20 protein-coding genes are annotated in these 24,582 nt (G+C 70.9%); 16 read left to right on the forward strand and 4 right to left on the reverse strand.

Annotated elements, in window-relative coordinates:
* The first annotated feature begins 13 nt into the window (after positions 1-13).
* The 5 genes from AC1PMG_RS00960 (at position 14) to AC1PMG_RS00980 (ending at position 5,108) form a co-directional block, all read left to right on the forward strand.
* Positions 14-1,408, forward strand: a complete 1,395-nt coding sequence (locus tag AC1PMG_RS00960) for an MFS transporter (protein ID WP_481110327.1) — start codon at positions 14-16, stop codon at positions 1,406-1,408.
* 120 nt (positions 1,409-1,528) lie between these two features.
* A complete protein-coding gene (locus AC1PMG_RS00965; RefSeq protein ID WP_481110328.1) occupies positions 1,529-2,344 on the forward strand; it encodes an EcsC family protein in 816 nt (271 codons plus the stop codon).
* 104 nt (positions 2,345-2,448) lie between these two features.
* On the forward strand, positions 2,449-3,273 hold the full coding sequence (locus tag AC1PMG_RS00970) for an NYN domain-containing protein (protein WP_481110329.1): 825 nt from the start codon (positions 2,449-2,451) through the stop codon (positions 3,271-3,273).
* Between the two features lie 73 nt (positions 3,274-3,346).
* A complete protein-coding gene (locus tag AC1PMG_RS00975; RefSeq protein ID WP_481110330.1) occupies positions 3,347-3,949 on the forward strand; it encodes a DUF938 domain-containing protein in 603 nt (200 codons plus the stop codon).
* A gap of 376 nt (positions 3,950-4,325) precedes the next feature.
* Positions 4,326-5,108, forward strand: coding sequence for a hypothetical protein (locus tag AC1PMG_RS00980; RefSeq protein ID WP_481110331.1), 783 nt, complete (start codon positions 4,326-4,328; stop codon positions 5,106-5,108).
* A 303-nt stretch (positions 5,109-5,411) separates the two neighbouring features.
* On the opposite strand, the gene AC1PMG_RS00985 is transcribed toward AC1PMG_RS00980, so the two are convergent.
* Positions 5,412-6,062: a hypothetical protein gene (locus AC1PMG_RS00985; protein ID WP_481110332.1), complete on the reverse strand. Its 651-nt coding sequence runs from the start codon at positions 6,060-6,062 to the stop codon at positions 5,412-5,414.
* 271 nt (positions 6,063-6,333) lie between these two features.
* The gene (locus AC1PMG_RS00990; RefSeq protein ID WP_481110333.1) at positions 6,334-10,056 is read right to left on the reverse strand and encodes an indolepyruvate ferredoxin oxidoreductase family protein; all 3,723 of its coding nucleotides are present in this window, start codon (positions 10,054-10,056) and stop codon (positions 6,334-6,336) included.
* Between the two features lie 190 nt (positions 10,057-10,246).
* On the opposite strand from AC1PMG_RS00990, the gene AC1PMG_RS00995 reads away from it, so the two are divergent.
* Positions 10,247-10,858: a tetratricopeptide repeat protein gene (locus tag AC1PMG_RS00995; RefSeq protein WP_481111585.1), complete on the forward strand. Its 612-nt coding sequence runs from the start codon at positions 10,247-10,249 to the stop codon at positions 10,856-10,858.
* A gap of 224 nt (positions 10,859-11,082) precedes the next feature.
* Positions 11,083-11,997, forward strand: coding sequence for an AEC family transporter (locus AC1PMG_RS01000; RefSeq protein ID WP_481110334.1), 915 nt, complete (start codon positions 11,083-11,085; stop codon positions 11,995-11,997).
* Between the two features lie 240 nt (positions 11,998-12,237).
* On the opposite strand, the gene AC1PMG_RS01005 is transcribed toward AC1PMG_RS01000, so the two are convergent.
* On the reverse strand, positions 12,238-13,731 hold the full coding sequence (locus AC1PMG_RS01005; RefSeq protein WP_481110335.1) for an AAA family ATPase: 1,494 nt from the start codon (positions 13,729-13,731) through the stop codon (positions 12,238-12,240).
* 127 nt (positions 13,732-13,858) lie between these two features.
* Between AC1PMG_RS01005 and AC1PMG_RS01010 the strand changes: the two genes are divergently transcribed.
* From AC1PMG_RS01010 to AC1PMG_RS01050, 9 genes are all read left to right on the forward strand, one after another.
* Complete coding sequence (locus AC1PMG_RS01010) at positions 13,859-14,491, forward strand: nucleotide-binding protein (protein ID WP_481110336.1); 633 nt, start codon at positions 13,859-13,861, stop codon at positions 14,489-14,491.
* Positions 14,492-14,506: 15 nt separating this feature from the next.
* Positions 14,507-14,983, forward strand: a complete 477-nt coding sequence (locus AC1PMG_RS01015; protein WP_010340932.1) for a SixA phosphatase family protein — start codon at positions 14,507-14,509, stop codon at positions 14,981-14,983.
* Positions 14,974-15,594: a YceI family protein gene (locus tag AC1PMG_RS01020; RefSeq protein ID WP_481110337.1), complete on the forward strand. Its 621-nt coding sequence runs from the start codon at positions 14,974-14,976 to the stop codon at positions 15,592-15,594. Before AC1PMG_RS01015 ends, AC1PMG_RS01020 begins: the two co-directional genes overlap by 10 nt.
* Positions 15,594-17,615, forward strand: coding sequence for a phospholipase D family protein (locus AC1PMG_RS01025; protein ID WP_342073288.1), 2,022 nt, complete (start codon positions 15,594-15,596; stop codon positions 17,613-17,615). The genes AC1PMG_RS01020 and AC1PMG_RS01025 overlap by 1 nt, the downstream gene beginning before the upstream one ends.
* Positions 17,616-17,758: 143 nt before the next feature.
* Complete coding sequence (locus AC1PMG_RS01030) at positions 17,759-18,178, forward strand: hotdog fold thioesterase (RefSeq protein ID WP_160962493.1); 420 nt, start codon at positions 17,759-17,761, stop codon at positions 18,176-18,178.
* A 113-nt stretch (positions 18,179-18,291) separates the two neighbouring features.
* Complete coding sequence (locus AC1PMG_RS01035; RefSeq protein WP_026143382.1) at positions 18,292-19,086, forward strand: lysophospholipid acyltransferase family protein; 795 nt, start codon at positions 18,292-18,294, stop codon at positions 19,084-19,086.
* A gap of 67 nt (positions 19,087-19,153) precedes the next feature.
* Entirely contained in the window at positions 19,154-20,146 is a 993-nt protein-coding gene (locus tag AC1PMG_RS01040) for a YheT family hydrolase (RefSeq protein ID WP_017908100.1), read from the forward strand.
* 357 nt (positions 20,147-20,503) lie between these two features.
* Complete coding sequence (locus AC1PMG_RS01045) at positions 20,504-22,579, forward strand: tetratricopeptide repeat protein (RefSeq protein ID WP_481110338.1); 2,076 nt, start codon at positions 20,504-20,506, stop codon at positions 22,577-22,579.
* Between the two features lie 20 nt (positions 22,580-22,599).
* The gene (locus AC1PMG_RS01050; protein ID WP_481110339.1) at positions 22,600-23,211 is read left to right on the forward strand and encodes a YbhB/YbcL family Raf kinase inhibitor-like protein; all 612 of its coding nucleotides are present in this window, start codon (positions 22,600-22,602) and stop codon (positions 23,209-23,211) included.
* Between the two features lie 360 nt (positions 23,212-23,571).
* Here AC1PMG_RS01050 and AC1PMG_RS01055 read toward each other — a convergent pair whose 3' ends face one another.
* On the reverse strand, positions 23,572-24,363 hold the full coding sequence (locus AC1PMG_RS01055; RefSeq protein ID WP_017908899.1) for an undecaprenyl-diphosphate phosphatase: 792 nt from the start codon (positions 24,361-24,363) through the stop codon (positions 23,572-23,574).
* Positions 24,364-24,582: the final 219 nt, after the last annotated feature.

The raw sequence follows: 24,582 nt of genomic DNA on the forward strand, positions 1-24,582 counted from the left end.
AGGACCTGCCCGCATGCGCGATGCCGCCGTTGCCGCTTCCGATCCCGTCGCCCTGGTGGCGGCGCGCCTGGAACGCCTGCCGCCGACCCGCAGCCTGTGGCGCCTGGTCGCGCTGCTGGCGCTGGGCGGCTTCTTCGAACTGTACGACCTGTTCCAGACCGCCTACCTCAGCCCCGGCCTGCTGCGCGACGGCATCTTCGCCGAGGGCGCGGCCGGCGTGTTCGGCATCGCCGACCAGGCCGCGTTCGCCTCGGCGACGTTCCTGGGCCTGTTCCTCGGCGCGAGCCTGCTCAGCCCGCTGGTCGATCGTTTCGGGCGCCGCGCGGTGTTCTCCTTCGCGCTGCTCTGGTACTGCGTGGCCACGGTGGCGATGGGCGTGCAGCACAGCGCGCTGGGGGTGATCCTGTGGCGCGGCGTGGTCGGCATCGGCCTGGGCGTGGAACTGGTCACCATCGATACCTATCTATCGGAGATGGTGCCGCGGCAGATGCGCGGCGCCGCGTTCGCGCTGGCGTTCTGCCTGCAGTTCCTGGCGGTGCCGGCGGTGGCGTTGAGCGCCTGGGCGCTGGTGCCGCACGCGCCGCTGGGCCTGAGCGGCTGGCGCTGGGTGGCGCTGCTCAGCGGCGGCTTCGCGCTGGCGGTGTGGTGGCTGCGCAGCCGTTTGCCGGAGTCGCCACGCTGGCTGGCCACGCAGGGCCGGCATGCCGAGGCCGACGCGGTGCTGCAGCGGCTGGAGGCGCGCTGCGCCGCCGACCTGGGGCGGCCCTTGCCCGCGCCCGAGCCGGCCTCGGCGCCAGCGGTGCCGACGCCGCAGCTGTCCGCGCTGTGGCAGCCCCCGTACCGGCGCCGCATGGCGATGCTGGTGAGCTTCCACATCTTCCAGGCGATCGGCTTCTTCGGTTTCGGCAACTGGTTGCCGGCGCTGCTGGCGCGGCAGGGTGCCGACAGCGTGCACGGCCTCGGCTACGCCTTCGCCATCTCGTTGGCCTATCCACTGGCGCCGCTGCTGCTGATCGGCGTGGCGCAGCGCTGGGAGAACAAGTGGCAGGTGGTCGTGTCGGCGCTGGGTGCGATGCTGTTCGGCCTGCTGTTCGCCTGGCAGAGCCAGCCGCTGCTGCTGATCGCCTGCGGTGCGGCGGTCACCTTCTGCAATGCCTGGATGAGCTTCGCCTACCACGGCTACCAGGCCGAACTGTTTCCCACCGCGCTGCGCGCCCGCGCGGTGGGGTTCTGCTATTCCTTCAGCCGCCTGTCCACCGCCGCCAGCAGCCTGCTGATCGGCACGCTGCTGGACCGCGCCGGCCATCGCGGCGTGCTCGCCTGCATCGCCGCCAGCCTGCTGATTGCCGCCGCGATAGTGGGCCGGTTCGGGCCGCGCACCCACCAGCGTGCGCTGGAGCGGATCTAGGGCTGGCCCTGGGCGCAAGGGCGCGCGATGGCTGAACGTTTCGCACCGGTCACCGGCCCTCGACACCACGCCGCCGCCGCCCGGTGCATGCTGTCGCCTCCCTCGCCACGAGCCTCGGCCATGACCTCGCTATTGCCCGTCCCCGTGATGGATGCCGCCGACCACCGCGACCTGGCCCAGGCGCGCGCCCTGCTGGAACACCCCGGGCTGGCAGCGAAGATCGCCAATGCGGTGGGCGCGCCGATCGAGGCGCTGATCAACAAGCGCCTGCCGAAGCTGCTGTCCTCGCGCATCGATGCGGTCAGCCAGCGCGCGCTGCGGGTGGCGTTGCGCTCGGCGCTGCTGACCCTGCGGGCGCAGGCGCCGGAACGCGCGCGGCCGCACCTGCATGGCGCCGCGGTGGCGGCCACCGGTGCGGCCGGCGGCTTCTTCGGCCTGCCCGGGCTGGTGGTGGAACTGCCGCTGACCACGACCCTGATGCTGCGCTCGATCGCCGACATCGCCCGCGCCGAGGGCGAGCGCCTGGACGACCCGACCACCGCGCTGGCCTGCCTGGAGGTGCTGGCGCACGGCGGCCGCAGCCACCGCGACGACGGCAGCGAATCGGGCTACTTCGCGGTGCGCGCGGCGATGGCGCAGCAGCTCAGCGCCGCGGCGCAGTACATCGCCGCGCACGGCCTGGGCAGCAAGGGCGCGCCGGTGCTGGTGTCGCTACTGTCGCGCATCGCCGCCAAGTTCTCGGTCACGGTCAGCGAGAAGTTGGCGGCGCAGGCGGTGCCGCTGGTCGGCGCGGCCAGCGGTGCGCTGCTCAACACGGTGTTCATCTCGCACTTCCAGGCGATGGCGCGCGGCCACTTCATCGTGCGCCGGCTGGAACGCCGCTATGGCGAGGCGGCGGTACGCCAGGCCTACGAGGCGTTGCCGGCCGGGCGATGAGCCATGGCGGTCGCCGCGTTGCGCTGGCTGTGGACAGCGCGCGCTGGCACAGTGGTGGCCGCCGCCACGCTTCTCCCGATCTTTCCTTGCCGCAGGTGCACGCCATGAAAACCCGCCACCGTTCCGACAGCGACGACGACCAGCCGCGACTGGCGGTGCTGATCGACGCCGACAACGCGCAGCCCTCGGTGATCGAAGGCCTGCTCGCCGAGGTCGCCAAGTACGGCCTGGCCAGCGTCAAGCGCATCTATGGCGATTTCACCAGCACGCGCATGACCCAGTGGAAGCAGGCGCTGCTCAAGCACTCGATCAGCCCGGTGCAGCAGTTCGCCTACACCAGCGGCAAGAACGCCACCGACAGCTCGCTGATCATCGACGCGATGGACCTGCTCTACACAGGCCGCTTCGACGGCTTCTGCCTGGTCTCCAGCGACAGCGACTTCACCCGCCTGGCGCAGCGCCTGCGCGAGGAAGGCCCGACCGTGTACGGCTTCGGCGAGCGCAAGACCCCGGACGCGTTCGTGCAGGCCTGCGACAAGTTCATCTACACCGAAGTGCTGCGCAGCGAGGCCAGCGCCGCCGAACCGGCCAAGCCCGCCGCTGCGGCCGCCAAGCCGGCGGCCAAGGGCCGCAAGAAGCCGGCCGCGACGCCGGCCAAACCGGAGCCGGCGCCGGCTGCGGCCGAAACCAAGCAGGCGCCGCTGACCCTGCTGCGGCAGGCGATCGAGGAGGCTTCGGACGACCAGGGCTGGGCCGGGCTCGGCAGCGTCGGCAGCTATCTGAACAAGGTGCGGCCGGATTTCGATCCGCGCCTGTACGGGCACAAGAAGCTCAGCGACCTGCTGCGCCGGCTGTCGACGCACTTCGAACTGGAGGAGCGCGGCAACGAGGGCGGCGGCAAGCGCATCTTCGTGCGCTCGCGCGGGTGAGCCGTCAACCACCGCCGGCCGCGCCGTTCCGTGGCGTCGCGGCACTGCCAAACGCACACAGGTGCACGACACGATGAGCGATCGACCCTACGCCCCGTCCTGCGACCGCAACCGCGATCCGATCCTGCAGGTGCTGCAGCGGCACTTCGCCGATCGTCGCCAGGTGCTGGAGATCGGCAGCGGCACCGGCCAGCATGCGGTCCACTTCGCCGCGGCGCTGCCGCAGCTGACTTGGCAATGCAGCGAGCGTGCAGAGCACCTGCCCGGCATCGCGCAGTGGCTGGAGGCGGCGGCGCTGCCGAACACGCCGCCGGCGCTGGCGCTGGACGTGCGCGAGGGGCCGTGGCCGCAGGCTGGCTACGATGCGGTGTTCACCTCCAATACCTTGCACATCATGGGCTGGGACGCGGTGCAGGCGTTCTTCGCCGGCGTCGGCCAACTGCTGGCAAACAGCGCCGACGGCATGCTGGTGGTCTACGGCCCCTTCAACTACGGCGGCGCCTTCACCAGCGACAGCAATCGCGATTTCGACGCGTGGCTGAAGGCGCGCGACCCGGCCAGCGGCATCCGCGATGCCGAGGCGGTGGACGCGCTGGCCCAGGCGCAGGGCCTGGTGCTGCAGGAAGACGTGGCGATGCCGGCCAACAACCGCTGCCGGGTCTGGCGCCGCGGCTGAGGCAGGAGCGCCACCCGGCGATGCCTTGGCGCCGTGCGGGTGCGCGATCGCGCAGGCGGATGCGCCGTGGGCGCCCAATCTGACTGCGTCAGCCATGTCGTGACTGTGCATGCGCCAGCGACGCGGAGTGCGCGGTCGTACCGAATACGCCGACGTGCCTGATGCAGCACTGTCTTGGCCGGTTCCATGCCTGCGCTGCATGGTGGGCGACGCAGTAGGCGTTGTGTCCGGGTGACGAAGCCGCACTCTCTCCCTCATCACGGGTTCACTGCCGTGCCACGGCGGATTCACCGCGCGCTTGCGACTGTGCGCCGACACCCGCCGCCGCCCATGTGCCCGCGGCCGGTGCTTCCTTCCTTCGCCACGGAGCGTTCCCATGGACAACAACGACAAAGCCCGCGATCTCAATCGCGATCCGATTTCCGGCACCCCGGGTTCGCATCCGGTCGGGGTCGGCATTGGCGGTACCGCCGGCGGCGTGGCCGCGGGCGCGCTGGCCGGCACCGTGTTCGGGCCGCTCGGCACCCTGATCGGTGCGGCGGTCGGCGTGGTGGCCGGTGCGGCGGCGGGCAAGGGCGTGGCCGAGCGCATCGATCCCACCGGCGAGGATGCGTACTGGCGCGAGGAGTATCGCAACCGCGACTACGCCAAGGCCGATTACGACTACGACCGCGACTACGCCGCGGCCTATGGCCTGGGCCTGCAGGCACGCGAGCAGTATCCCTCGCGCACCTGGGACGAACACGAGCGCGAGCTGTCGCACGACTGGGGCACGCGCCGTGGCGACTCGCGCCTGGAGTGGGACGAGGCACGGCTGGCCGCGCGCGACTCCTGGGAGCGCGCCGACGCCACCTACCGCACCTACGAGGACAGCGACCGCTACTACGCCGAGCGCTTCGACACCGTGGACTACCGTGGGACCGACAGCAGCTACGACGACTACCGCCCGGCCTACCGCTACGGCGTGCAGGCGCGCAGCCGCTACCGCGACCGCGTCTGGGACGACCGCCTGGAATCGGATCTGGAAAGCGGCTGGGAGCGCGTCAAGGATCGCTCGCGGCTGAGCTGGGCACAGGCCAAGGCGGCCGTGCGCGAGGCCTTCGATTCCGATCGCTACGATCGCCCCGGCCACGGCACCCCGCCTGATCCGCGGGTCTGATTCGACGTTCGTTGCGTTGAATGGCGCTCGGTCGAGTTGCCACCGGGCACTTGACCGAATCGCATCCTGATACGACACAGCGGCCGCTTGCATAGGGTCGCTGTGTCGTATGCGGAGTGTACGGAATCAATCATGTGGGAGGGGCTTCAGTCCCGACGCGCGGACCCTTCCGTCATCGACATCAACGCGATCGACCGGAGTCCAGCTGCATGGCGGTGGCGCGCGGGACGCCGCTGCCACAGGCTGCATCGCCAACGGGTGACATGGCAGGTCGCGGTTGAAGCCGCGCCTGCAGCCTGGCCCCTACGGTCCGTCCGACGACGGCGAACTGGCTGGAGATTGTTGAGCCGTCGGTTGCAACGGATCGTCCGCCTGCGCCTGCGCCTGCGCCTCTGCCTCTTCCTCTGCCCGCGCCTCTGACTCGGCCTGTGCCTCCGCCTCCGCGTCTTCCTTCAAGGCGGCATCCCACCACGCCGGCGCCGCCAGCCGTTCTTCTCCATAGCCGTTCATGCAACCTGTTCCTTGCTGCTCCAGGCGCTTGTAGTCCAGGGTGAGACGCTGCACGTCCTGCTGCTCTGGCCACTCAGTGTAGGCGATGTAGCCCTCGTACTGGTTCCCATTGATGCAGGCGATGTACGAGTCCGCCTGCAGCCCGACCGCCTGAAAGACCAACACCCGCGCTTCGCCGTTGCGATCCAGGCGGCCATGGAAGACCGTCCATTTGCCCGACGCGCAACTCGCGCCGGAGATCCCCATGTAGCTCAGGCACGGGATCGACCACACGTCCTGCAGGACGCGAATCCTCGCGCCGGAGAGCGGGCGGTCGGGTCCCGCCACGACACGGATCGTGATGAACCGCGGCATGATCCAGGGGCCGGCATGCTCTGCCAGCAGGTAGAACAGCAGCAGGGCGCCCACCAGCGCCACGCATGCGAGTTTGACCAAACGCTTCACGCGATGTTCCTTCTAGGGTGATGCGGCCGTGGATCGCTGGCGATCCACGCAACGTGCGGATGATGCCCAAGGCCGGCCGTCCTGGGCGATGCTGCCGTCCTGCGTGCTGCTGGAGTCGGGTCGCGGCTGCAGCCGCTTCTGCGGCAGATGCATGGACGCCCGGGAACGCGGGAGGTTGGCAGGCGCAGCGCCGGCCGCGCCGCGTTCGGTCAGATGCCCTCGATGCTGCCATTGCGCCGCCGCTGCACGGCGACAGGCGTTCGTCTCCCGCTCAGGCCGCCTGCACGATATGCAGCGCCTTCGGATTGCGCCAGGTCGCCAGCAGCCGCGCTTCCTGTTGCTTGGCCTCGTGCAGGTGCGCTTCCTTGACGTGGCCGTAGCCGCGGATGTGTTCCGGGATGCTGGCGATCTGCACCGCCAGCGCAAGGTTGTCCGCCTGCAGCCGCTGCAGCAGTTCGTCCACGGTGGCGAGGTAGTCGGCGATCAATTGCCGTTCGCCGCGCCGCTCGGCGCTGTAGCCGAACACGTCGAGGGCGCCACCGCGCAGGCGGCGCAGCTTGGCCAGCCACTTGAACGCGGTGAACATCCACGGGCCGTACTCGCGCTTGCGCAGCCGGCCTTGTGCGTCTTTCTTCGCCAGCAGCGGCGGCGCCAGGTGGAAGCGCACGCGGTAGTCGCCCTCGAACTGCGCCTGCAACTGCTGCGCGAACGCGCCGCTGGTGTACAGCCGCGCCACCTCGTACTCGTCCTTGTAGGCCATCAGCTTGAACGCGTAGCGCGCCACCGCTTCGGTCAGCGCGGTCGAGGTCGGCGCCACGCGCTGCTCGGCGGCGCGCACGCGCTCCACCAGCGCGGTGTAGCGCGCGGCGTAGGCGGCGTCCTGGTAATCCACCAGGAAGGCGTGGCGGCGCGCGACCAGCTCGGGCAGCGAGCGCGACAGGCGGCTGTCGTCCAGCGGCGCGTGGCCGGCCTCGCCGCTCTCGGCGGCGGCTGGCAGCTCGCGCGCCGGCCGCGGATTGGCGGGATTGCGCGGCGCGGCGCTGGCGCCGGCCTCGTGGCCTTCCCACTCGCCCGGCGGCAGCTGCTGCAGACCCGGCGCCTGGCGTTCGCGTTCGTCCGCGGCCGGATCGGTGAGGCCGGCCGCACGCCGCACCGCTGGCAGGTCCAAGGCCGCCAGGCGGCCCCAGGCGAAGGCCTGCTGGTTCATCGCCACGGCCGCGCCGTTGAGCTCGATCGCGCGCATCAGCGCCGCGTGCGACAGCGGCACCAGGCCCTGCTGCCAGGCGTAGCCGAGCATGAACAGGTTGCTGGCGATGGCGTCGCCGAGCAGCGCGGTGGCCAGCTGGGTGGCGTCGAGCAGCAGCGGATCGCGCCCGCCCAGCGCCAGGCGCACGCCGGCAATGATCTCGGCGGCCGGGAACTGCATGTCCGGGTGCGTGGTGAAGGTGCCCGGCATCGCCTCGTAGCTGTTGAGCACCACCTGCGAGCGATCGCCGCGCACCTTGGACAGCGCCCAGTAGTCGTTGACCACCACCATGTCGCAACCCAGCACCAGGTCGGCCTCGCCGGCGGCGATGCGCACCGCGTGCAGGTCCTCGGGCTGGCGCGCAATGCGGATATGCGTGGTGACCGCGCCGCCCTTCTGCGCCAGGCCGGTCTGGTCGAGCACGCTGGCGCCCTTGCCCTCCAGGTGTCCGGCCATGCCCAGCAGCGCGCCGATGGTGACCACGCCGGTGCCGCCGACACCGGTGATGAGGATGTTCCAGGGCTGGCTCAGGTCGCTGCGGAAGCTCGGCGCTGGCAGTTGCTCCAGCAGCGCCGCGGCGTCGGCCTTGCGGCCCTTGCGCGGCTGCCCACCGTGCACGGTGACGAAGCTGGGGCAGAACCCGGACACGCAGGAGTAGTCCTTGTTGCAGCTGGACTGGTCGATCTGGCGCTTGCGTCCGTACTCGGTCTCCTTCGGCAGCACCGATACGCAGAAGCTCTTCTCGCCGCAGTCGCCACAGCCTTCGCAGACCAGCGAGTTGACCAGCACGCGCTTGGGCGGATCGGGCAGCTTGCCGCGCTTGCGCCGGCGCCGCTTCTCGGTGGCGCAGGTCTGGTCGTAGATCAGCACGCTGGTGCCCTTGACCTCGCGCAGGTGCCGCTGCACCGCGTCCAGCTCGCTGCGGTCGTGGAACTCCACGTCGCTGGGGAACAGCTCGCGGCGCCGCGTCCACTTGCCGATGTCGTCGCTGACCAGGGCGATGGTGTGCACGCCCTCGGCGCGCATCTGCCGGGCGATGTCGGGCACGCTGAGGGTGCCGTCCACCGGCTGTCCGCCGGTCATCGCCACCGCGTCGTTGTAGAGGATCTTGTAGGTGATGTTGACGCCGGCGGCGATCGACTGGCGGATCGCCAGCGAGCCGCTGTGGAAATAGGTGCCGTCGCCCAGGTTCTGGAACACGTGCGGGGTGTCGGTGAACGGTGCCTGCCCGGCCCAGGTGACGCCTTCGCCGCCCATGTGGGTGAAGGTGTCGGTGGCGCGGTCCATCCACGTCACCATGTAGTGGCAGCCGATGCCGCCGAGCGCGCGCGAGCCTTCCGGCACCACCGTGGAGGTGTTGTGCGGGCAGCCGGAGCAGTAGTGCGGCACGCGCGGGAAATTGGCGCGCGGCAGCGCCATCTCGGCTTCCTTGGCCTCCATCCAGCGCAGTCGCTGCTCGATCGAGTCGGTATTCACCGCGGCCGACTGCGGCAGGCGCAGGATGCGCTGGCCGATCACCCCGGCGATGGTGGCCGGGGTCAGTTCGCCAGTGGACGGCAGGATCCATTCGCCGGCCTCGTCGTACTTGCCGACGATGCTCGGGCGCGGGCCGGCGCTGGCCGGCCAGTTGTAGAACTGCTCCTTCATCTGCCGCTCGATGAAGGCCTTCTTCTCCTCCACCACGACGATGTCCTGCAGCCCGCGCGCGAACGCGGCGATGCCCAGCGGCTCCAGCGGCCAGGTCATGCCGACCTTGTACACGCGGATGCCGATGCGCGCGCAGGCGTCCGCGTCCAGGCCCAGGTATTCCAGCGCCTGCAGCACGTCCAGGTAGCTCTTGCCGGTGGTGACGATGCCCAGCCGTGCCTGCGGCGCATCCATCACCGTGCGGTCGATGCCGTTGGCGCGGGCGAAGGCCTGCGCCGCGCGCACCGCATAACGATGCAGGCGCATTTCCTGGTCCAGCGGCGGATCCGGCCAGCGGATGTTGAGGCCGCCCGGCGGCAGCTCGAAATCCTCCGGCAGCACGATCTGCCGCGCGAACGGATCCACCTGCACCGAGGCCGAGGATTCCACCGTCTCGGCGATGGTCTTGAAGCCGATCCAGCGCCCGGTGTAGCGGCTCATCGCCCAGCCGAGCAGGCCCATGTCGAGGATGTCCTGCACCCCGGCCGGATTGAGCACCGGCATCATCGCGCTGACGAACTCGTCCTCCGAGCCGTGCGGCAGGGTCGAGCTGCGGCAGGCGTGGTCGTCGGCGGCCAGCGCCAGCACGCCGCCATGGCGCGAGGTGCCGGCGGCGTTGCCGTGCTTGAACACGTCGCCGCAGCGGTCCACGCCCGGCCCCTTGCCATACCACATGGCGTACACGCCATCCACGCGCGCGCCGGGGAACAGGTTGGTCTGCTGCGTGCCCCAGACCATGGTCGCGCCCAGGTCCTCATTGAGTCCGGGCTTGAACACCACGTTGGCCGCGTCCAGATGCTTGCGCGCGCGCCACAGTTCCAGGTCGAAACCGCCCAGCGGGCTGCCGCGGTAGCCGCTGACGAATCCACCGGTGTTCAGCCCGGCGGCGCGGTCGCGCAGTTGCTGCATCAATGGCAGCCGCACCAGCGCCTGCACCCCGGACAGATAGATGCGGCCATCGGTGCGGGTGTACTTGTCTTCCAGCGTATAGCGGGTATCCACGCCGTCGGTGGCCGCTGCGGCGAGGGAGGACGACGGACGCGGATCGGCGATGCGGTTCATGGCTTGCCCGGAAATGGAAGGCTGGCGGGCGCGCAGCGCCTGCCGCGCGCGATCGCCCCGATTGTATCAGCGGCGATTTTTGCGCCCGTTCTCGTCCACGCCGGCCCTGGCGGGGTAGGATGGGACCTGGGTGAGGGGATCACTCCAGGGGATTGCAGCAGTGAAGGCATACACATACGCAGTGGCCGCGATGCTGGCCTGCATCGGCCTGGCCACCGCGGCCAGCGTGCGGGCGCAGGCATTGCCGGCACCGAAAGAGTTCTACTTCGACGAAGACCGCGGCACCACCCGTCCGGTCACCGCCATCGCCGGCAGCGGCGAGGCCCTGGTGGATCGCCTGGCCAGTACCGTGCAGCGCGATCCCAACGCCAACGAGGCGCGCGCGCAGCTGGCCGGCATCGCCATGGCCGGCGGCCGCCAGGAACTGGGCGAACAGCTGTATCAGGCCGCGTTGCATGCGCTGCCCGCCGGCGTGCAGCGGCGCCAGGTGCAGTGGAACTATGGCTGGGACCTGCTGCGCGCGGGTGATCCGGCGCGCGCGCTGGCGCAGTGGAGCGCACTGGTCAACGGCCGCCCGGCGGCACCGGACTGGCTGCCGCCGACCCTGGCGCTGGTGTTGTGGCGGTTGCAGCGCAAGGACGAGGCCGTGAAGTGGTACGCCGCGGCGGCGCGCACCTGGCCGGACAAGTGGGGCGCCAATGCCGATTTCGCCGCCTTGCTGCCGGCCTGGCGCGACGACGAGCGCGCGACCCTTGCCGAGGTGCAGGCCGCCTGGAAGGCCGCGCCGCCGGCCTGGCCCTGAGGCACGCGGGTCCAGGAAGCACGACGCGGCCTGCGCAAGTGGCCGGCGCAATCCAGGGTCCGGGTGTAGTCGGTCGCACAGCGCACCGTGTCGTCGCGCCTGCGCGGAGCGCCGGCCCGCGCTGGGCGCAGGCCAGGTCCGGCTTCGGTCGCGCGATGCCTCGACGGCCTGCGTGCACAGGCCATGCGATGATGCCGCGTACCCGCTGATTTCGTGCTGTGCCGATGGCTTTCGATGCGTTCGCCCTGATGTTGGTCATGCTGGCGCTCGGCAAGCTGTTCGCGCGTCAGCGCGTCCTGCCGGCCAACACCACCGAGGTGCTCAACGGGGTGGTGCTGTACCTGTGCCTGCCGGCCTCGGTGCTGATCTACGTGCCGCGCCTGCAGTTCAACCTGGAACTGCTCGGATTGATGCTGACGCCGTGGCTGCTGACCGGCGTGAGCGCGCTGGCGATGCTGGCCTTGCGCCGGCCGTTGCGGCTGCGCCGGGATCAGCAGGCGGTGCTGCTGCTGTGCGTGGCGCTGGGCAATTCCAGCTTCATCGGCTACCCGATGGTGCGTGCGCTGCTCGGCGAGGCGGCTTTGCCGTATGCGGTGGTCTACGACCAGTTCGGCACCTTCGTGCTGCTGTCCAGCTTCGGCCTGTACGTGCTGGCGCGCTACAGCGGCGAGGCGCCGCCGTCGCCACGGCAGACGCTGTTGCGCATGGCGCGGTTCCCGCCGCTGTGGGCGCTGCTGTTCGCGCTGACCCTGATGCCGGCGCAGCCGCCGGCGTGGATCGCCTCCGGCCTGCAGCACCTGGCCGACGCGATGCTGCCGCTGGTGATGCTGGCGGTGGGGTTCTCGATCCAGTTGCGCTTGCCGCGCGAGGAACTAGCGCCGCTGGCCGCCGGCCTGCTGTTGAAACTGCTGGTGCTGCCGGCCCTGGCCTGGCCGCTGTCGTGGGCGCTGGGCCTGCGCGGGCAGGCGCTGCAGGCCAACGTGCTGGAATCGGCGATGCCGACCATGATCACCGCCGCGCTGCTGGCGATCTCGCATCGCCTGGCGCCGCGCCTGGCCGCGGCCCTGGTCGGCTACGGGATTCTGCTGTCGCTGGTGACCTTGCCGGCCTGGGCGTGGTTGTTGGGGGCGTTGCGGTAGCGGCGATGTCACGTCTCGCCGCAAGGTGTCGGGGCTAAGGGGCGGCGCCTCGATCGGCATTGCGTGCGTGTCCGTACCCTCATCCGCCCCTTCGGGGCACCTTCCCCCAAAAAGGGGGCCGTGGTCCCGACGGGAGAAGGGAGAAGCGTAAGCCCCTCTCCCCCCGGGAGAGGGGTTGGGGTGAGGGTCGGGGCGCAGCCTCGCACAGCGGCATCGCCCGGTGACACCAACCGCCCGCAACTAATCCGCCGGCACCGTCCGCCCGCTGGCCCAGCTGCGCAGCGCCTGCACCTGTTCGGCCATCAGCACCGACAGCGGTCGGGTAGTGCGGATCTCCTGCATCAGCAGGTCGGTATCCAGCGGTCGCTGTTCGGCATGCGCGGCATACAGCCCGGAGACGATCGCCTGTTCGATCTCGGCACCGGAGAAGCCGTCGGTGGCGGCGGCCAAGGCCGGCAGCGCGAACGCGTCGGCGTGCAACTGCCGCCGGGTCAGATGCAGGCGCAACAGCTCCACCCGCGCCTGCGCATCGGGCAGGTCGACGAAGAAGATCTCGTCGAAGCGGCCCTTGCGCAGCAGCTCCGCCGGCAGTTCGTGCACCTGGTTGGCGGTGGCGACGATGAACACCCCGGCGCTGCCGTCGGCGCTGCCGCGTTCGGCCATCCAGGTCAGCAGCGTGCCGAGCACGCGCCGCGATACGCCGCCGTCCTCGCCGCCGCTGGCCAGGCCCTTCTCGATCTCGTCCATCCACAGCACGCACGGCGCCAGTTGCTCGACCGCGGCCAGCGCGTCGCGCAGGTTCTTCTCGGTCTCGCCGTGGTACTTGGCGTAGAGCGCGCCCATATCCAGGCGCAGCAGCGGCACGCCGAACCCCGCCGCGGTGGCCTTGGCCAGCATCGACTTGCCGCAGCCCTGCACGCCGAGCAGCAGCACGCCCTTGGGCGGGTCCAGCCCCGGCGGCGCGGTGCCGGCGAACACCGCGCGGCGCTGTGCGATCCACTGCTTGAGCCGGCGCGCACCGGCCACGTCCTCGAAGCGCGTGGCATCGTTGTCGTACTGCAGGTGGCCGCTGCGGTTGAGCAGTTCGAACTTGAGCTTGGCCAGTTGCGGCAGATCGGAGGCGGTGAGCGCGCCGTCGGCGTAGATCAGTTGCCGGGCGATGCGCCGCGCATCGATCAGGCTGAGCCCACGCAGATTGCGCAGGATCTGCTTGACCGCCTCGCCGTCGACCTCGACCCGGCGTCCGCCGAACTCGCGCGCATAGCCCAGCGCCTCCTCCTGCACCATCTTCAGCAGGGCGTTGGCGTCGGGCAGGCGTGGATTGAAGCGGGTCGCCAGCGCTTCCAGCTCGGCCGGCAGCTCGATCCGCGTGCCGATCAGCACCAGCACGTGCGGCTGGCAGTGGCGGCGCTCGACGATGTCGCGCAGCAGGCGCTGGTGGCTGGCGTAGCCCAGGTACGGGGTGACGTCGAGCAGCAGGTAGATGCCGCGCTGATCGGCCTGCTTGATCGCCTGCAGCACCGCGCTGGCGTCCGGCGGCCCGCTCGGCGGGTCCTCGCGGTCCAGGTCGATGCGGCGCAGGCCCTCGGTGATCGACCAGCGGTGCAGGGCGCGCCAGACCTGCATCAAGGCCTGCCGGAACAGGTCGACGATGCGCGCCTCCTCCTGCGTCTCGATCACGATCAGGGGCGTGTTGGCGCGGATCAGCGCGACCAGGTCCTGCAGCTCGCTCATGGCATCGGAAGGCGAAGGGGGCCGCCACGATAGCAAGCCCGGCGGCTGGCGGCGTGCTGCGCGTTGACTACCGGCTGACGTAGGGCCGGTGTACGCTCCGGCTTCTTCCCCCGGAAGCGAGGCGTGCATGAAGACGATCCTGGTGGCCGGCTCCAAGGGCGGCGTGGGCAAGACCACGGTCGCCACGCACCTGGCGGCGTCCTACGCGCTGGCAGGCAAGCGCACGGTGCTGGCCGATGCCGATCCGCAGGGCTCCTCGACCCGCTGGGCCGAACGCCGTGCCGGGCTGGACAGTGCGGTGCTGCCGATCGACGCCAGCCGCAAGCGCAGCTGGCGCGCGGCGCTGCCCGACGACGCGCAGCGGGTGATCGTCGATGCCGCCGCCGGCGCCATGGCCGAGGACCTGGGCCATTTCCTCGACGAGGCGGACGCGGTGGTGGTGCCGGTGATGCCCTCGGCGCTGGACATCGAGGCCACCGTCGGCTTCCTCAACACCCTGGCCAAGGTGCCGCGGGTGCACCAACGCAAGCTGCCGGTCGGACTGGTGCTCAACCGCAGCAAACCCTGGACCAATGCCACCCAGCAGGCGCTGCAGATGCTCGCCGAATGGCCCTACCCGGTGGTGGCGCAACTGCGCGACAGCCAGGCCTACGTGGTGCTGGTGGGGCTGGGCCGCAGCCTGTTCGATTACCACTCCGTCCAGGTCCGCGACCACCAGCAGGACTGGGAACCGTTGCTCAAGTGGCTCAAGAAGGCCTGACCGATGACCATCGTTTTGCGAGAAGTGATCCTGCTGCGCCATGCCCACGCCGAACCGGCCGACACCGGCCAGGCCGATTTCGACCGGCCGCTGTCGCCGCACGGCCTGGCCGAGGCCGAGGCGGCCGGGCGCTGGCTGCTGGAACAGCGGCTGGTGCCGGACCGGGTGCTGTGTTCGCCGGCCCGCCGCGCCCGCGAGACCCTGGAGGCGGTGCTGGAGCTGACCGGCTACGTCGAGCAGCGCCTGGAGCCGCGCATCTACGAGGCGACCTCGGGCACCCTGGCCGATCTGCTGGACGGCCACCGCGACGTCGAGCGGCTGTTGCTGGTCGGCCACAACCCGGGCCTGGAGCGGCTGGCGGCACTGATGCACAGCGGCCAGTCCGGCGACTACCGCGGCATGCCCACCGCCAGCGTCGCCGTGCTCGGGGTGCCGCACGACGCGGCGATCGAGCCGGGCGTGGCGCGGCTGACCGCGTTCTGGTGGCCCTGAGCCCGCTGCGCAGGTCCCTGCGGCCGGCGCTGTGCGCCGCGCTGCTGCCGTTGTGGCTGTGGTGCGCCGTCGGCCACGCGCAGGTGACGCCGGCCTTGCTGGCGCCCGGCGAATACGCCCTGGACCCGGCGCAGTCGCGCTTCGGGTTCGAGATCCGCACGCGCTTCGGCCAGCGCATCGAAGGCTTCTTCCCGCGCTACGAGGGCACCGTGCACGTGCTGCCCGACGGCCGCCACCAGGTGCACCTGCGCCTGTTCACCGCCTACGTGGAGATCCCCGGCAAGCCGCGCTATACCGGCTGGATGCGCGGCGAGGATTTCTTCGACGCGCCGCGCTACCCCACCGTGTCCTTCGACTCGCAGCCGTTCTCGCCGCAGGTGCTGGGCAAGGGCGGGCCGATCCCCGGCACCCTGAGCATCCGCGGGGTCAGCCACGCCGAGACGCTGACCGTCATGCCGGCCGCATGCACCCGTGCAGGCTATGATTGCGATGTCATCAGCCGCGGTACGGTATTGCGTGGACGTTACGGAATGGACAAGTGGGATCTGGCCTTGAGCGACCGGGTCACCTTCGTGCTGCGCGCACGCCTGACCGAGGCGGCCACTCGGTGATATCAAAATTGATGCGGGTGCTGGTGGTGGTGGCGCTGCTGCTCGGCAGCGGCTGCGCGAGCCTGTCGCAGGCGCAGCACGGCCGTGCCGTGGCGATCGCCGAGGCCGCGCGCGACCGCCAGGTCGACTGCACGCGCGGGGACCACTGCGCGCTGGCCTCGCCGCTGCGCGGGCTGGCCGGCAAGGCCTTCGCCCAGTCCGGCGACGGCGCCCCGCGGCACTACGCCACCATCCTCGACCATGGCGAAGAGGCGCTGGTGGCGCGGATCAACCTGATCCGCAGCGCCAGCCGCAGCATCGACCTGCAGACCTACATCTTCGACAAGGACGACAGCGCGCGGCTGGTGATGGACGAACTGCTGGCCGCGGCGCGGCGCGGGGTGCAGGTGCGCGTCCTGATCGACCAGCTCTCGGCGATCTCCGACCTGCAGATCCTCGGCGCGCTGGCCGGCGCGCACGAGAACTTCTCGCTGCGCATCTACAACCCCACCTTCGGCCTGGCCAAGCCCAACTACTTCCACTACGCCGCCAGCGTGCTGTGCTGCTTCCGCCGCTTCAACCAGCGCATGCACAACAAGCTGCTGGTGATCGACGATGCGATCGGCGTGGTCGGCGGGCGCAACTACCAGGACGACTATTACGACTGGGACGCCGAGTACAACTTCCGCGACCGCGACGTGCTGGTCGCCGGCCCGGTGGCGCGGTCGATGGCCGCCAACTTCGACGCCTACTGGGCGGCGCGGCGCAGCGTGCCGGTGGCGCGGCTCAACGACGTCGGCAAGTTGCTGCTGCGGCAGGGCGTGCCGGCGATGCCGCCGGCGCAGTTCCTGCGCCCGGAGCGGGTGCAGCGGGTCAGCGAGGAGGCGTCCGATCCGGCCTTCGTGGAGAACGCCTTCGTGCTGCCGGCGTTGCCGGTGAAGCATGTGGACTACGTCGCCGACCTGCCGCAGAAGCACCGCCGCGAACACGGCCCCAAGGCCATCTCCACCGCGCCCAAGCTCGACCGGCTGATTGCCGAGGCGCGCGAGGAGATCATCCTGCAGACGCCGTACCTGGTGCTGTCGGACCCGGCGCAGGAGATCTTCCGCGACCTGCGCAAGCGCACCCCGCCACCGCGCGTGGTGGTGGCGACCAACAGCCTGGCCGCCACCGACAACCCGGTGGTGTACGCGCTGTCCTACAAGTACAAGCGCCGCAACCTGCGCGAACTGGGCTTCGACATCTACGAGTACAAGCCGTTCCCGCTGGATGCGCCGGTGGACTACGCCAACCTGCTGCCGGCGCCGTTGCAGGGCGAGCTGCCGGCCGCGCCGGCCAGCGGCGAAAACGCAGGCGAGCACGGCGGCGGCGATACCGGCAGCGGGCGCAACACGCTGTTGGGCGGCAGCGCCGCCGGACGCAGTTCGCTGCTCGGCAGCGGCAGTGGCGGGCCGTCCGGCAGCCGCGGCGACGGCAGCCAGGTCGCGCGCCGTGTGCTGCGCACCGAGACCCGTCCCTCGTACCTGAGCCGGCGCATCGCCAACCGGCCGCTGCCGGTGACCCGCGAGGGCGCGCGCATGGGCCTGCACGCCAAGTCGCTGGTGGTGGACCGCCGCGTCGGCGTGATCGGCACCCACAACTTCGACCCGCGCAGCGAGACCTACAACACCGAGGGCGCGGTGATCGTCGACGATCCGGCGTTCGCGCAGGCGCTGGCGGCCAGCATCGGCCGCGACATCGAGCCGGAGAATTCCTGGGTGGTGGCGCCGCGGGTCAAGCCGCCGGTGCTGTCGGGCCTGAACTACAGCATGGGCAAGGTCTCCGAGGCGCTGCCGGTGCTGGACTTCTGGCCATGGCGCTACGCCACCGACTACGAATTCCAGCCCGGCCCCGACTGCCCGGCGCCGCTGACCCGGCGCGACCCGGGCTTCCACCGCTGCTACAACGCGGTGGGCGACTTCCCGGAGGTCAACGTCGGCCCCAAGTGGCTGCTGGTGCGGATGTTGACCGCGTTCGGCTCGGGGCTGGTGCCGATTCTTTGAGTGGCTGGGATTGGGGAGTCGGGATTGGGGATTCGTAAAAGCAGATCCCTGCGACCGGATGCTTCGTGCAGGCGCGATAATGTCCGCCGCGGGGTGCCGCTCTTGCGAATCCCCAATCCCCAATCCCCAATCCCGGCCGTCCAATGTCCTTTCGCGAACCTGCCGATCTCGCCGTCCTCAACGCCGATTGCCGCGACACCCTGATCGCGCAGTTGGGCATCGTCTTCACCGAGGCCGGGCCGGACTGGCTGCGGGCGACGATGCCGGTGGACGCGCGCACGCGGCAGCCGTACGGGCTGCTGCACGGCGGTGCGTCGGTGGTGCTGGCCGAGACCCTGGGCAGCACCGCCGGCAACCTGTGCGTGGAGCCGGGGCGGATCTGCGTGGGCCTGGAAATCAACGCCAACCACCTGCGCAGCGCGCGCAGCGGCGTGGTCACCGGCACCGCGCGGCCGCTGCACGTGGGCCGGACCACGCAGGTGTGGGAAATCCACATCGAGGACGCGGCCGGCAAGCCGGTGTGCGTGTCGCGGCTGACCCTGGCGGTGGTCGACCGCGGCTGAGCCCGGTGCCAGGCTGAACCCTGCCTCGGCGGTCACGGGCGAGGTGTCTGCGGCCGCGTCTTCGGGGTGACACAATTGTCCGCTAGGCCCCCGCTTCCGGTACCCTTGTTCGAATGAGCGAGTTCTCCCCACCCGCCATGCGCCAATACGGTGGGGCGCTGCGCTGGGTTCGTTACGGCTACCGCGTGCCGCTGCTGGCGTTGCACGTGCTGTTGTCGCTGCCGTTCCTGCTGGTGTGCATGGCGCTGTCGCCCGGCCGCGCCGGCACCGAATCCTTCGGCGACCGCATGGTCTGCTGGTGGTCGACCTGGCTGCTGCGCATCTTCGGCCTGCGCGTGCGCCGCATCGGCGCGCCGCTGCCCAATCCGGTGCTGTTCGTCGCCAACCACGTCAGCTGGATCGACATCGTGATGCTGCACAGCCAGCGCATGATGGGCTTCGTCGCCAAGCGCGAGATCGCCGGGTGGCCGCTGGTCGGTTGGCTGGCCGCGCGCGGGCAGACCATCTTCCACCAGCGCGGCAGCACCGAATCGCTGGGCGGGGTGTTGCAGGCGATGCTGGAGCGGCTGCGCTCCGGCTGCTCGGTCGGTGTGTTCCCGGAAGGGCGCACCCGCGGCGGCCAGGACGTGGGGCCGTTCCATGCGCGCATCTTCCAGGCCGCGGTCGAGGCCGAGGTGGCGGTGCAGCCGGTGGCGCTGCGCTACGGCGCCGGCGGCTCGGCGCAGCAGATCGTCGCGTTCGGGCCGCACGAGAGTTTCTTCGCCAACTTCCTGCGCCTGCTCGGCGAGCCGGGGCGGGTGGCCGAGGTGCATTTCCTGGAGCCGATCCGGCTGCAGGACGTGGAAGGGCGCCGGCGCATCGCCGAGATCTCGCGCGCGCGGATCGTCACGGCGATGGCACAACCCTGAACAGCGGGCCACTGCCGACGCCGCGCTTGACCGATTACTCCAGTCGACAGGCGCAAGCTCGCTGCCCATGAACGCAACCGATTACTCCCCCCCACGCTGGCTGCGCAACCCGCACGTCCAATCGGTACTGGGTTCGAGCCTGCTGCGCGTGCGCCGTGGCGAACAGTTGCTCGCCGCCAGCGGCGCCACCACCACCTCGCACATCCTCGACGGCGGCGACGGCGTGCGCCTGCAGGGCTGGCTCAGCGTGCCGGCCGGCGAAGCGCCGCGCGGCACGGTGCTGCTGCTGCACGGCTGGGAAGGCAGCGCCGATTCCAGCTACATGCGCCTGACCGCGGCGAAGATGCTGGCGCTGGGCTACCAGGTGTTCCGGCTCAACTTCCGCGACCACGGCGGCACCCACCACCTCAACGTGGACCTGTTCCACTCCGAGCGGCTGGATGAAGTGGTCAATGCCGCCTGCGACCTGTGGCAGCGCTTCCCGGCGCCGACCCTGCTCGCGGCCGGCTACTCGCTGGGCGGCAACTTCGCCCTGCGCCTGGCGCTGCGCGCGCCGGCGGCGGGGCTGCCGCTGCAGCACGTGGCCGCGGTGTGCCCGCTGCTGGACCCGGCCACCACCATGCAGCGCATCGAGAACGGCCCGCAGTTCTACGACTGGTACTTCCGCCGCAAGTGGCGCGAGTCGCTGCTGCGCAAGCGCGAACTGTTCCCCGACCGCCACGGCTACGACGACGCCACCCTGGCGCTGGACATGCGCGGGCTGATGGCCTGGCTGGCCGAGCGCCACGCCGGCTTCGCCAGCCTGGACGCCTACTTCGATAGCTACTGCATCGCCGGCGAGCGCCTGCAAGGCCTGCGCGTGCCGGCCGACATCCTGATGGCCGAGGACGACCCGGTGATCCCGCTGGACGACTTCCGCAGCTGGCGCCTGCCTGACCTCGCACGGCTGGAAATCGCCCGCTGGGGCGGGCATTGCGGCTTCATCGAGAACGCGCGCGGTGACGGCTTCGCCGAACGCTGGGTGGCCGAACGGCTGACCGAGGGGCTGGTGGAGGCCTGACCGGCGTTGCGCGCAGGCCGGCGGGCGACCTCGCCCGCGCCGGCGTGCGGCAGGCGGTCAGCAGGGGGGGCGCACCGGGATTCCCGGGTGCGGCACGCGTCGACGCTCCTTCCGCCGTTCCCGCACCATCACCGCCGTCACCACGTAGCGCTGCCCGGCGCACGGGTCATCTGCGCAGCCCGGCATGCTCGGCACACCTCGCCGTCGCGTCGCCTCAGTCCGCCCGCAGCGTCGGCGACACGGCCGCTTCAGCGAGGTCCGACGCCGCCCTCCTTGCCCGCCGGCTGGCCGCAGGCGCCCGCGCAGGGCGGCCCGATGCTCCCGCTACAATGCGGGTTTGCCCCGAGCCGGAACTCCATGCACGAGCCCATTCTCGACGCCCTGCGCCGCCAGGACACCGCCGACGCGCTGCGTCTCGCCCAGACCTGGGCTGCCGAGGCCACCGACGACCCGCAGGCCTTCCGCTGGCTGGCGCTGGCGCAGCAGCAGCACGGCGAGACCGCCGCCGCGCTGGACAGCATCGGCCGTGCGATCGCGCTGGCACCGGAAGACGCCGGCCTGCACCTGCTGCACGCCGGCATGCTGGTCAGCGCCAACGACCTGGCCCAGGCCGAGGACGCATTGGCGCAGACCGCGGCGCTGGATCCCAACGAATTCCTCGCCTACGTGATGCGCGCGCATCTGGCGCTGGGCCGCGGCGACCTGGACGAAGTGGAGCGGCTCAGCCGCACCGCCGCGCGCCTGCAACCGGAGCATCCGCAACTGCTCGGCGTGGACGGCATGCTGGCGCTGCGCCGCGGCGACGCCGACCGCGCGCTGGCGCTGCTGTCGCGCGCCAGCAACGCCCTGCCGGAGGATCCGCGCCTGCTCTACGCGCTGGGTTTCGCCTACCTGGACAAGCAGCACTTCGCCTTCGCCGAGACCGCGTTCCGCCGCGTCGCCGCGCTCACCCCGGGCACCAGCGCGGCGATGATGGCGCTGGTCGCGCAACTGGCCTACCGCCAGGGTCGCCTGGACGACGCCATCACCGCGCTGGAAACGGTGCTGGCCGCTCCGGCCGGCGACACCGCCAACATGCGCCGGCTGGCCGGCGAATACGCCTTGCAGGCCGACCGCCCGGCCGAGGCGCTGGAACATCTGCGCCGCACCCTGGCGGTGGCGCCGGCCGACCGTCGCACCCTGCACGCCGCGCTGATCGCCTGGCAGCGGCTGGGCACGCTCGACGACGCCCGTGCCACCCTGGAAGCGGCCCTGGCCACCACCACCGACGCCCACGACCTATGGCTGGCGCGGCTGGCGCTGGAGCCGGTGGGCGGCCCCGAGGCGCGCGCGCTGATCGCACGCTGGCAGGCGGCGATGCCGGCGCATGTGCCGGCGCTGGAAGCGCAACTGCGCGTGCACGACATGGCCGGCGAACGCGACCAGGGCGAAGCCGTGGCGCAGCGCATCGTGGCGCTGGAACCGGGCCGGCTCAGTGGCGAGGAACGCCTGGTCGAGGCGCTGCTGGAGCGCGGCGAGCACGATGCCGCCATCGACCACGTGCGCGGCCTGATGCAGCGCATGCCCGAACGCGACCGCACCGTGGTGCGGCCGTGGCTGGCGGCGGTGCAGGATGCCGCTGGACGCCCGAAGGACGCGCTCGCGACCTGGGTGGCCTTCCAGGAGGAACAGCTGCCGCACCGCCTGCCGCTGCCGCCGCTGGGCCAGGCCCCGGCGCAGTGGCCGCCGCTGGGCGCGGTCGATCCGCAGAACCAGGCGCGTCCGCTGTTCGTCTGGGGTCCGCCGGGCAGCGGCGTGGAGCGGGTGATCGCGGTGATCGACGCGGCCAGCCCGGTGCTGCGCGGCGACCGCTTCGGCCCGCAGCCGCCGACCGATGGCCTGCAACGCTTCCGCAGCGTCGAGGAACTGGACAGCGGCGCCCTGGACGGTGCGGCGCTGGTCGCCGAGTGGCGCGCGCAACTGCCGGCGCGCGGCGTCGGCGACGGCAACATCGTCGACTGGCTGCTGTGGTGGGACAACGCGCTGCTGCGCGCGCTGCGCCCGCACCTGCCGGAAGGGCGGCTGCTGGTGGTGCTGCGCGACCCGCGCGACATGCTGCTGGACTGGCTGGCCAACGGTGCCCCGGCGCCGCTGGGCCTGGCCTCGCCGGAGACCGGCGCGCAGTGGCTGGCGGCGGTGCTGGCGCAGGTCGCCGACCTGCACGAACAGGATCTGTATCCGCACCATCTGGTGCGCCTGGACGGGACCGAGCACGATCCGGCCGGCGTGGCGGCGGCGCTGGAGCAGGCGTTCGGCGTGGCGTTCCCGACCATCGCCACGGTCGGCCCGCCGCGCCTGGCTGCCGGCCATTGGCGTGCCTATGCCACGCCGCTGGCCGCCGCGTTCGCGCTGCTGACGCCGGTGGCGGTGCGCCTTGGCTACCCTGAAACCTGATTCCCCAAGGAGATTCACGCATGCGTCTTCGCAGTGACAGCATCCAGCCGGGTCAGCCCATTGCCGCGACCTACGCGATGGGCCAGGCCGACGGCTTCGGCGGCAACCGCAATCCCCACCTGGCCTGGGACGCGGTGCCGGCCGGCACCCAGTCCTTCGTGCTGCTGTGCGTCGATCCGGACGTGCCGACCGTGGCCGAGATGGTCGGCCGCGACGATGTGCAGATCCCGGTCGAACAACCGCGCACCGAATTCGTGCATTGGGTGGCGGTGGACCTGCCGGCCGACCTGCGCGAGATCGCCGAAGGCAGCGCCAGCGACGGCGTGGTGGCCAAGGGCAAGCAGCCACCGTCCGGCCTGGCGGGCGCGCGGCAGGGGTTGAACAGCTACACCGACTGGTTCGCCGGCGACGCGGCGATGGGCGGCGACTACTACGGCTACGACGGCCCGTATCCGCCGGCCAACGACCTGCGCGTGCACCGCTACTTCTTCCGCCTGTTTGCCCTGGACGTGGCGCAGCTCGACGTGCCGGCACGCTTCACCGCCGCCGACGCCCTGCGCGCGATGCAGGGCCACGTACTGGCCGAAGCCAGCCTGCACGGCACCTACAGCCTCAATCCGGCGGTGAAGTAAGCCGCAAAGCCCCTCTCCCCCCGGGAGAGGGGTTGGGGTGAGGGTCGGAGCGCGAAGCGCCTCGCTAATCCTGTCATTGCGAGGCTTCGCCCGTACCCTCATCCGCCCCTGCGGGGCATCTTCTCCCGATGGGAGAAGGGAGAAGCCGAGCCCCTCTCCCCTCGGGAGAGGGGTTGGGGTGAGGGTACGGAGCGCGCAGCGCCTCGCCGATCTGTCATTGCGAGGCTTCGCCCGTACCCTCATCCGCCCCTGCGGGGCACCTTCTCCCGGGGGGAGAAGGGACGCGCCGAGCCCCTCTCCCGCCGGGAGAGGGGTTGGGGTGAGGGTCCGGCGCGCGTAGCGCCTCGCCGACTCAAACCCTCAGGCCGCCGGCAACCACAGCAGCAACGCCGCGCCCAGCACGATCCGGTACACCGCGAAGGCGGTGAAGCGGTGCGACTTGATGTAGCCCAGCAGCCACTTCACCACCACGAAGCCGGTGACCATCGAGGCGACGAAGGCCAGCGCCACGTCGCCCCAGTTCTCGCTGCCCAGGCCGCCGTCCTTGTACAGCTCCAGGAACGAATAGGCGCTGGCCGCGAACATGGTCGGGATGCCGACCAGGAAGGCGAACTCGGCCGCGGCCGAGCGCTTGCTCAGGCCCAGCAGCATCGCCAGGAAGATCGTCGCCGCCGAGCGCGAGGTGCCGGGGAACACGCCGGCCACCACCTGCGCCAGGCCGACCGCGATGGCCACCGTCCAGGTCACCGTCTCGCGCTCCGGCATGCGCGCAGCGAAGTACTCGGCCACCAGCATCCACACGCCGCCGATCACCAGCGCCCAGGCCACCGGCTGCACGCTGTCGGGCAACTGCCAGCCGGCCTTGCGGACGATGAGACCGACCACCGCGGTCACCAGGAAGGCAGCGCCCAGCTTGAACGCGTAGTCGCGGTTGGCGCGGTCGCCCAGGCCGGTGGCCAGATCCCAAAGGCGCTGACGGAACACCAGGGTGGTGGCCAGGATCGCGCCGGCCTGGATCACGATGTTGAAGAAGTCGGACCGGTGGCCGAGCCAGCGCTCGGCGATCAACAGGTGCCCGGTGCTGGAGATGGGCAGGAATTCGGTCAGGCCTTCGATGATGCCCAGCAGCAGGGCCGACAACAGATCGCTCATGGAGGAAAGGGTCGCTTTGGGGGAGGGGAAGCTGCGCAAGGATAGAGCATCCGCCTTGCGCACAAATTTGGTGCGTTCAGGTATGAATGCACCACAAAAGTGCAGTGCATTTGCATCCTTCGCGTGCACGCTTCAGCAGAATCAAGGGCTTGTGAGTGCCACACGCTTGGCATGGCGATTGCTGATACTCGCCCACGCCCTTCACAACCCGAGGTTGCA

It is taken from the genome of Xanthomonas sp. NCPPB 2250 (assembly GCF_056725265.1).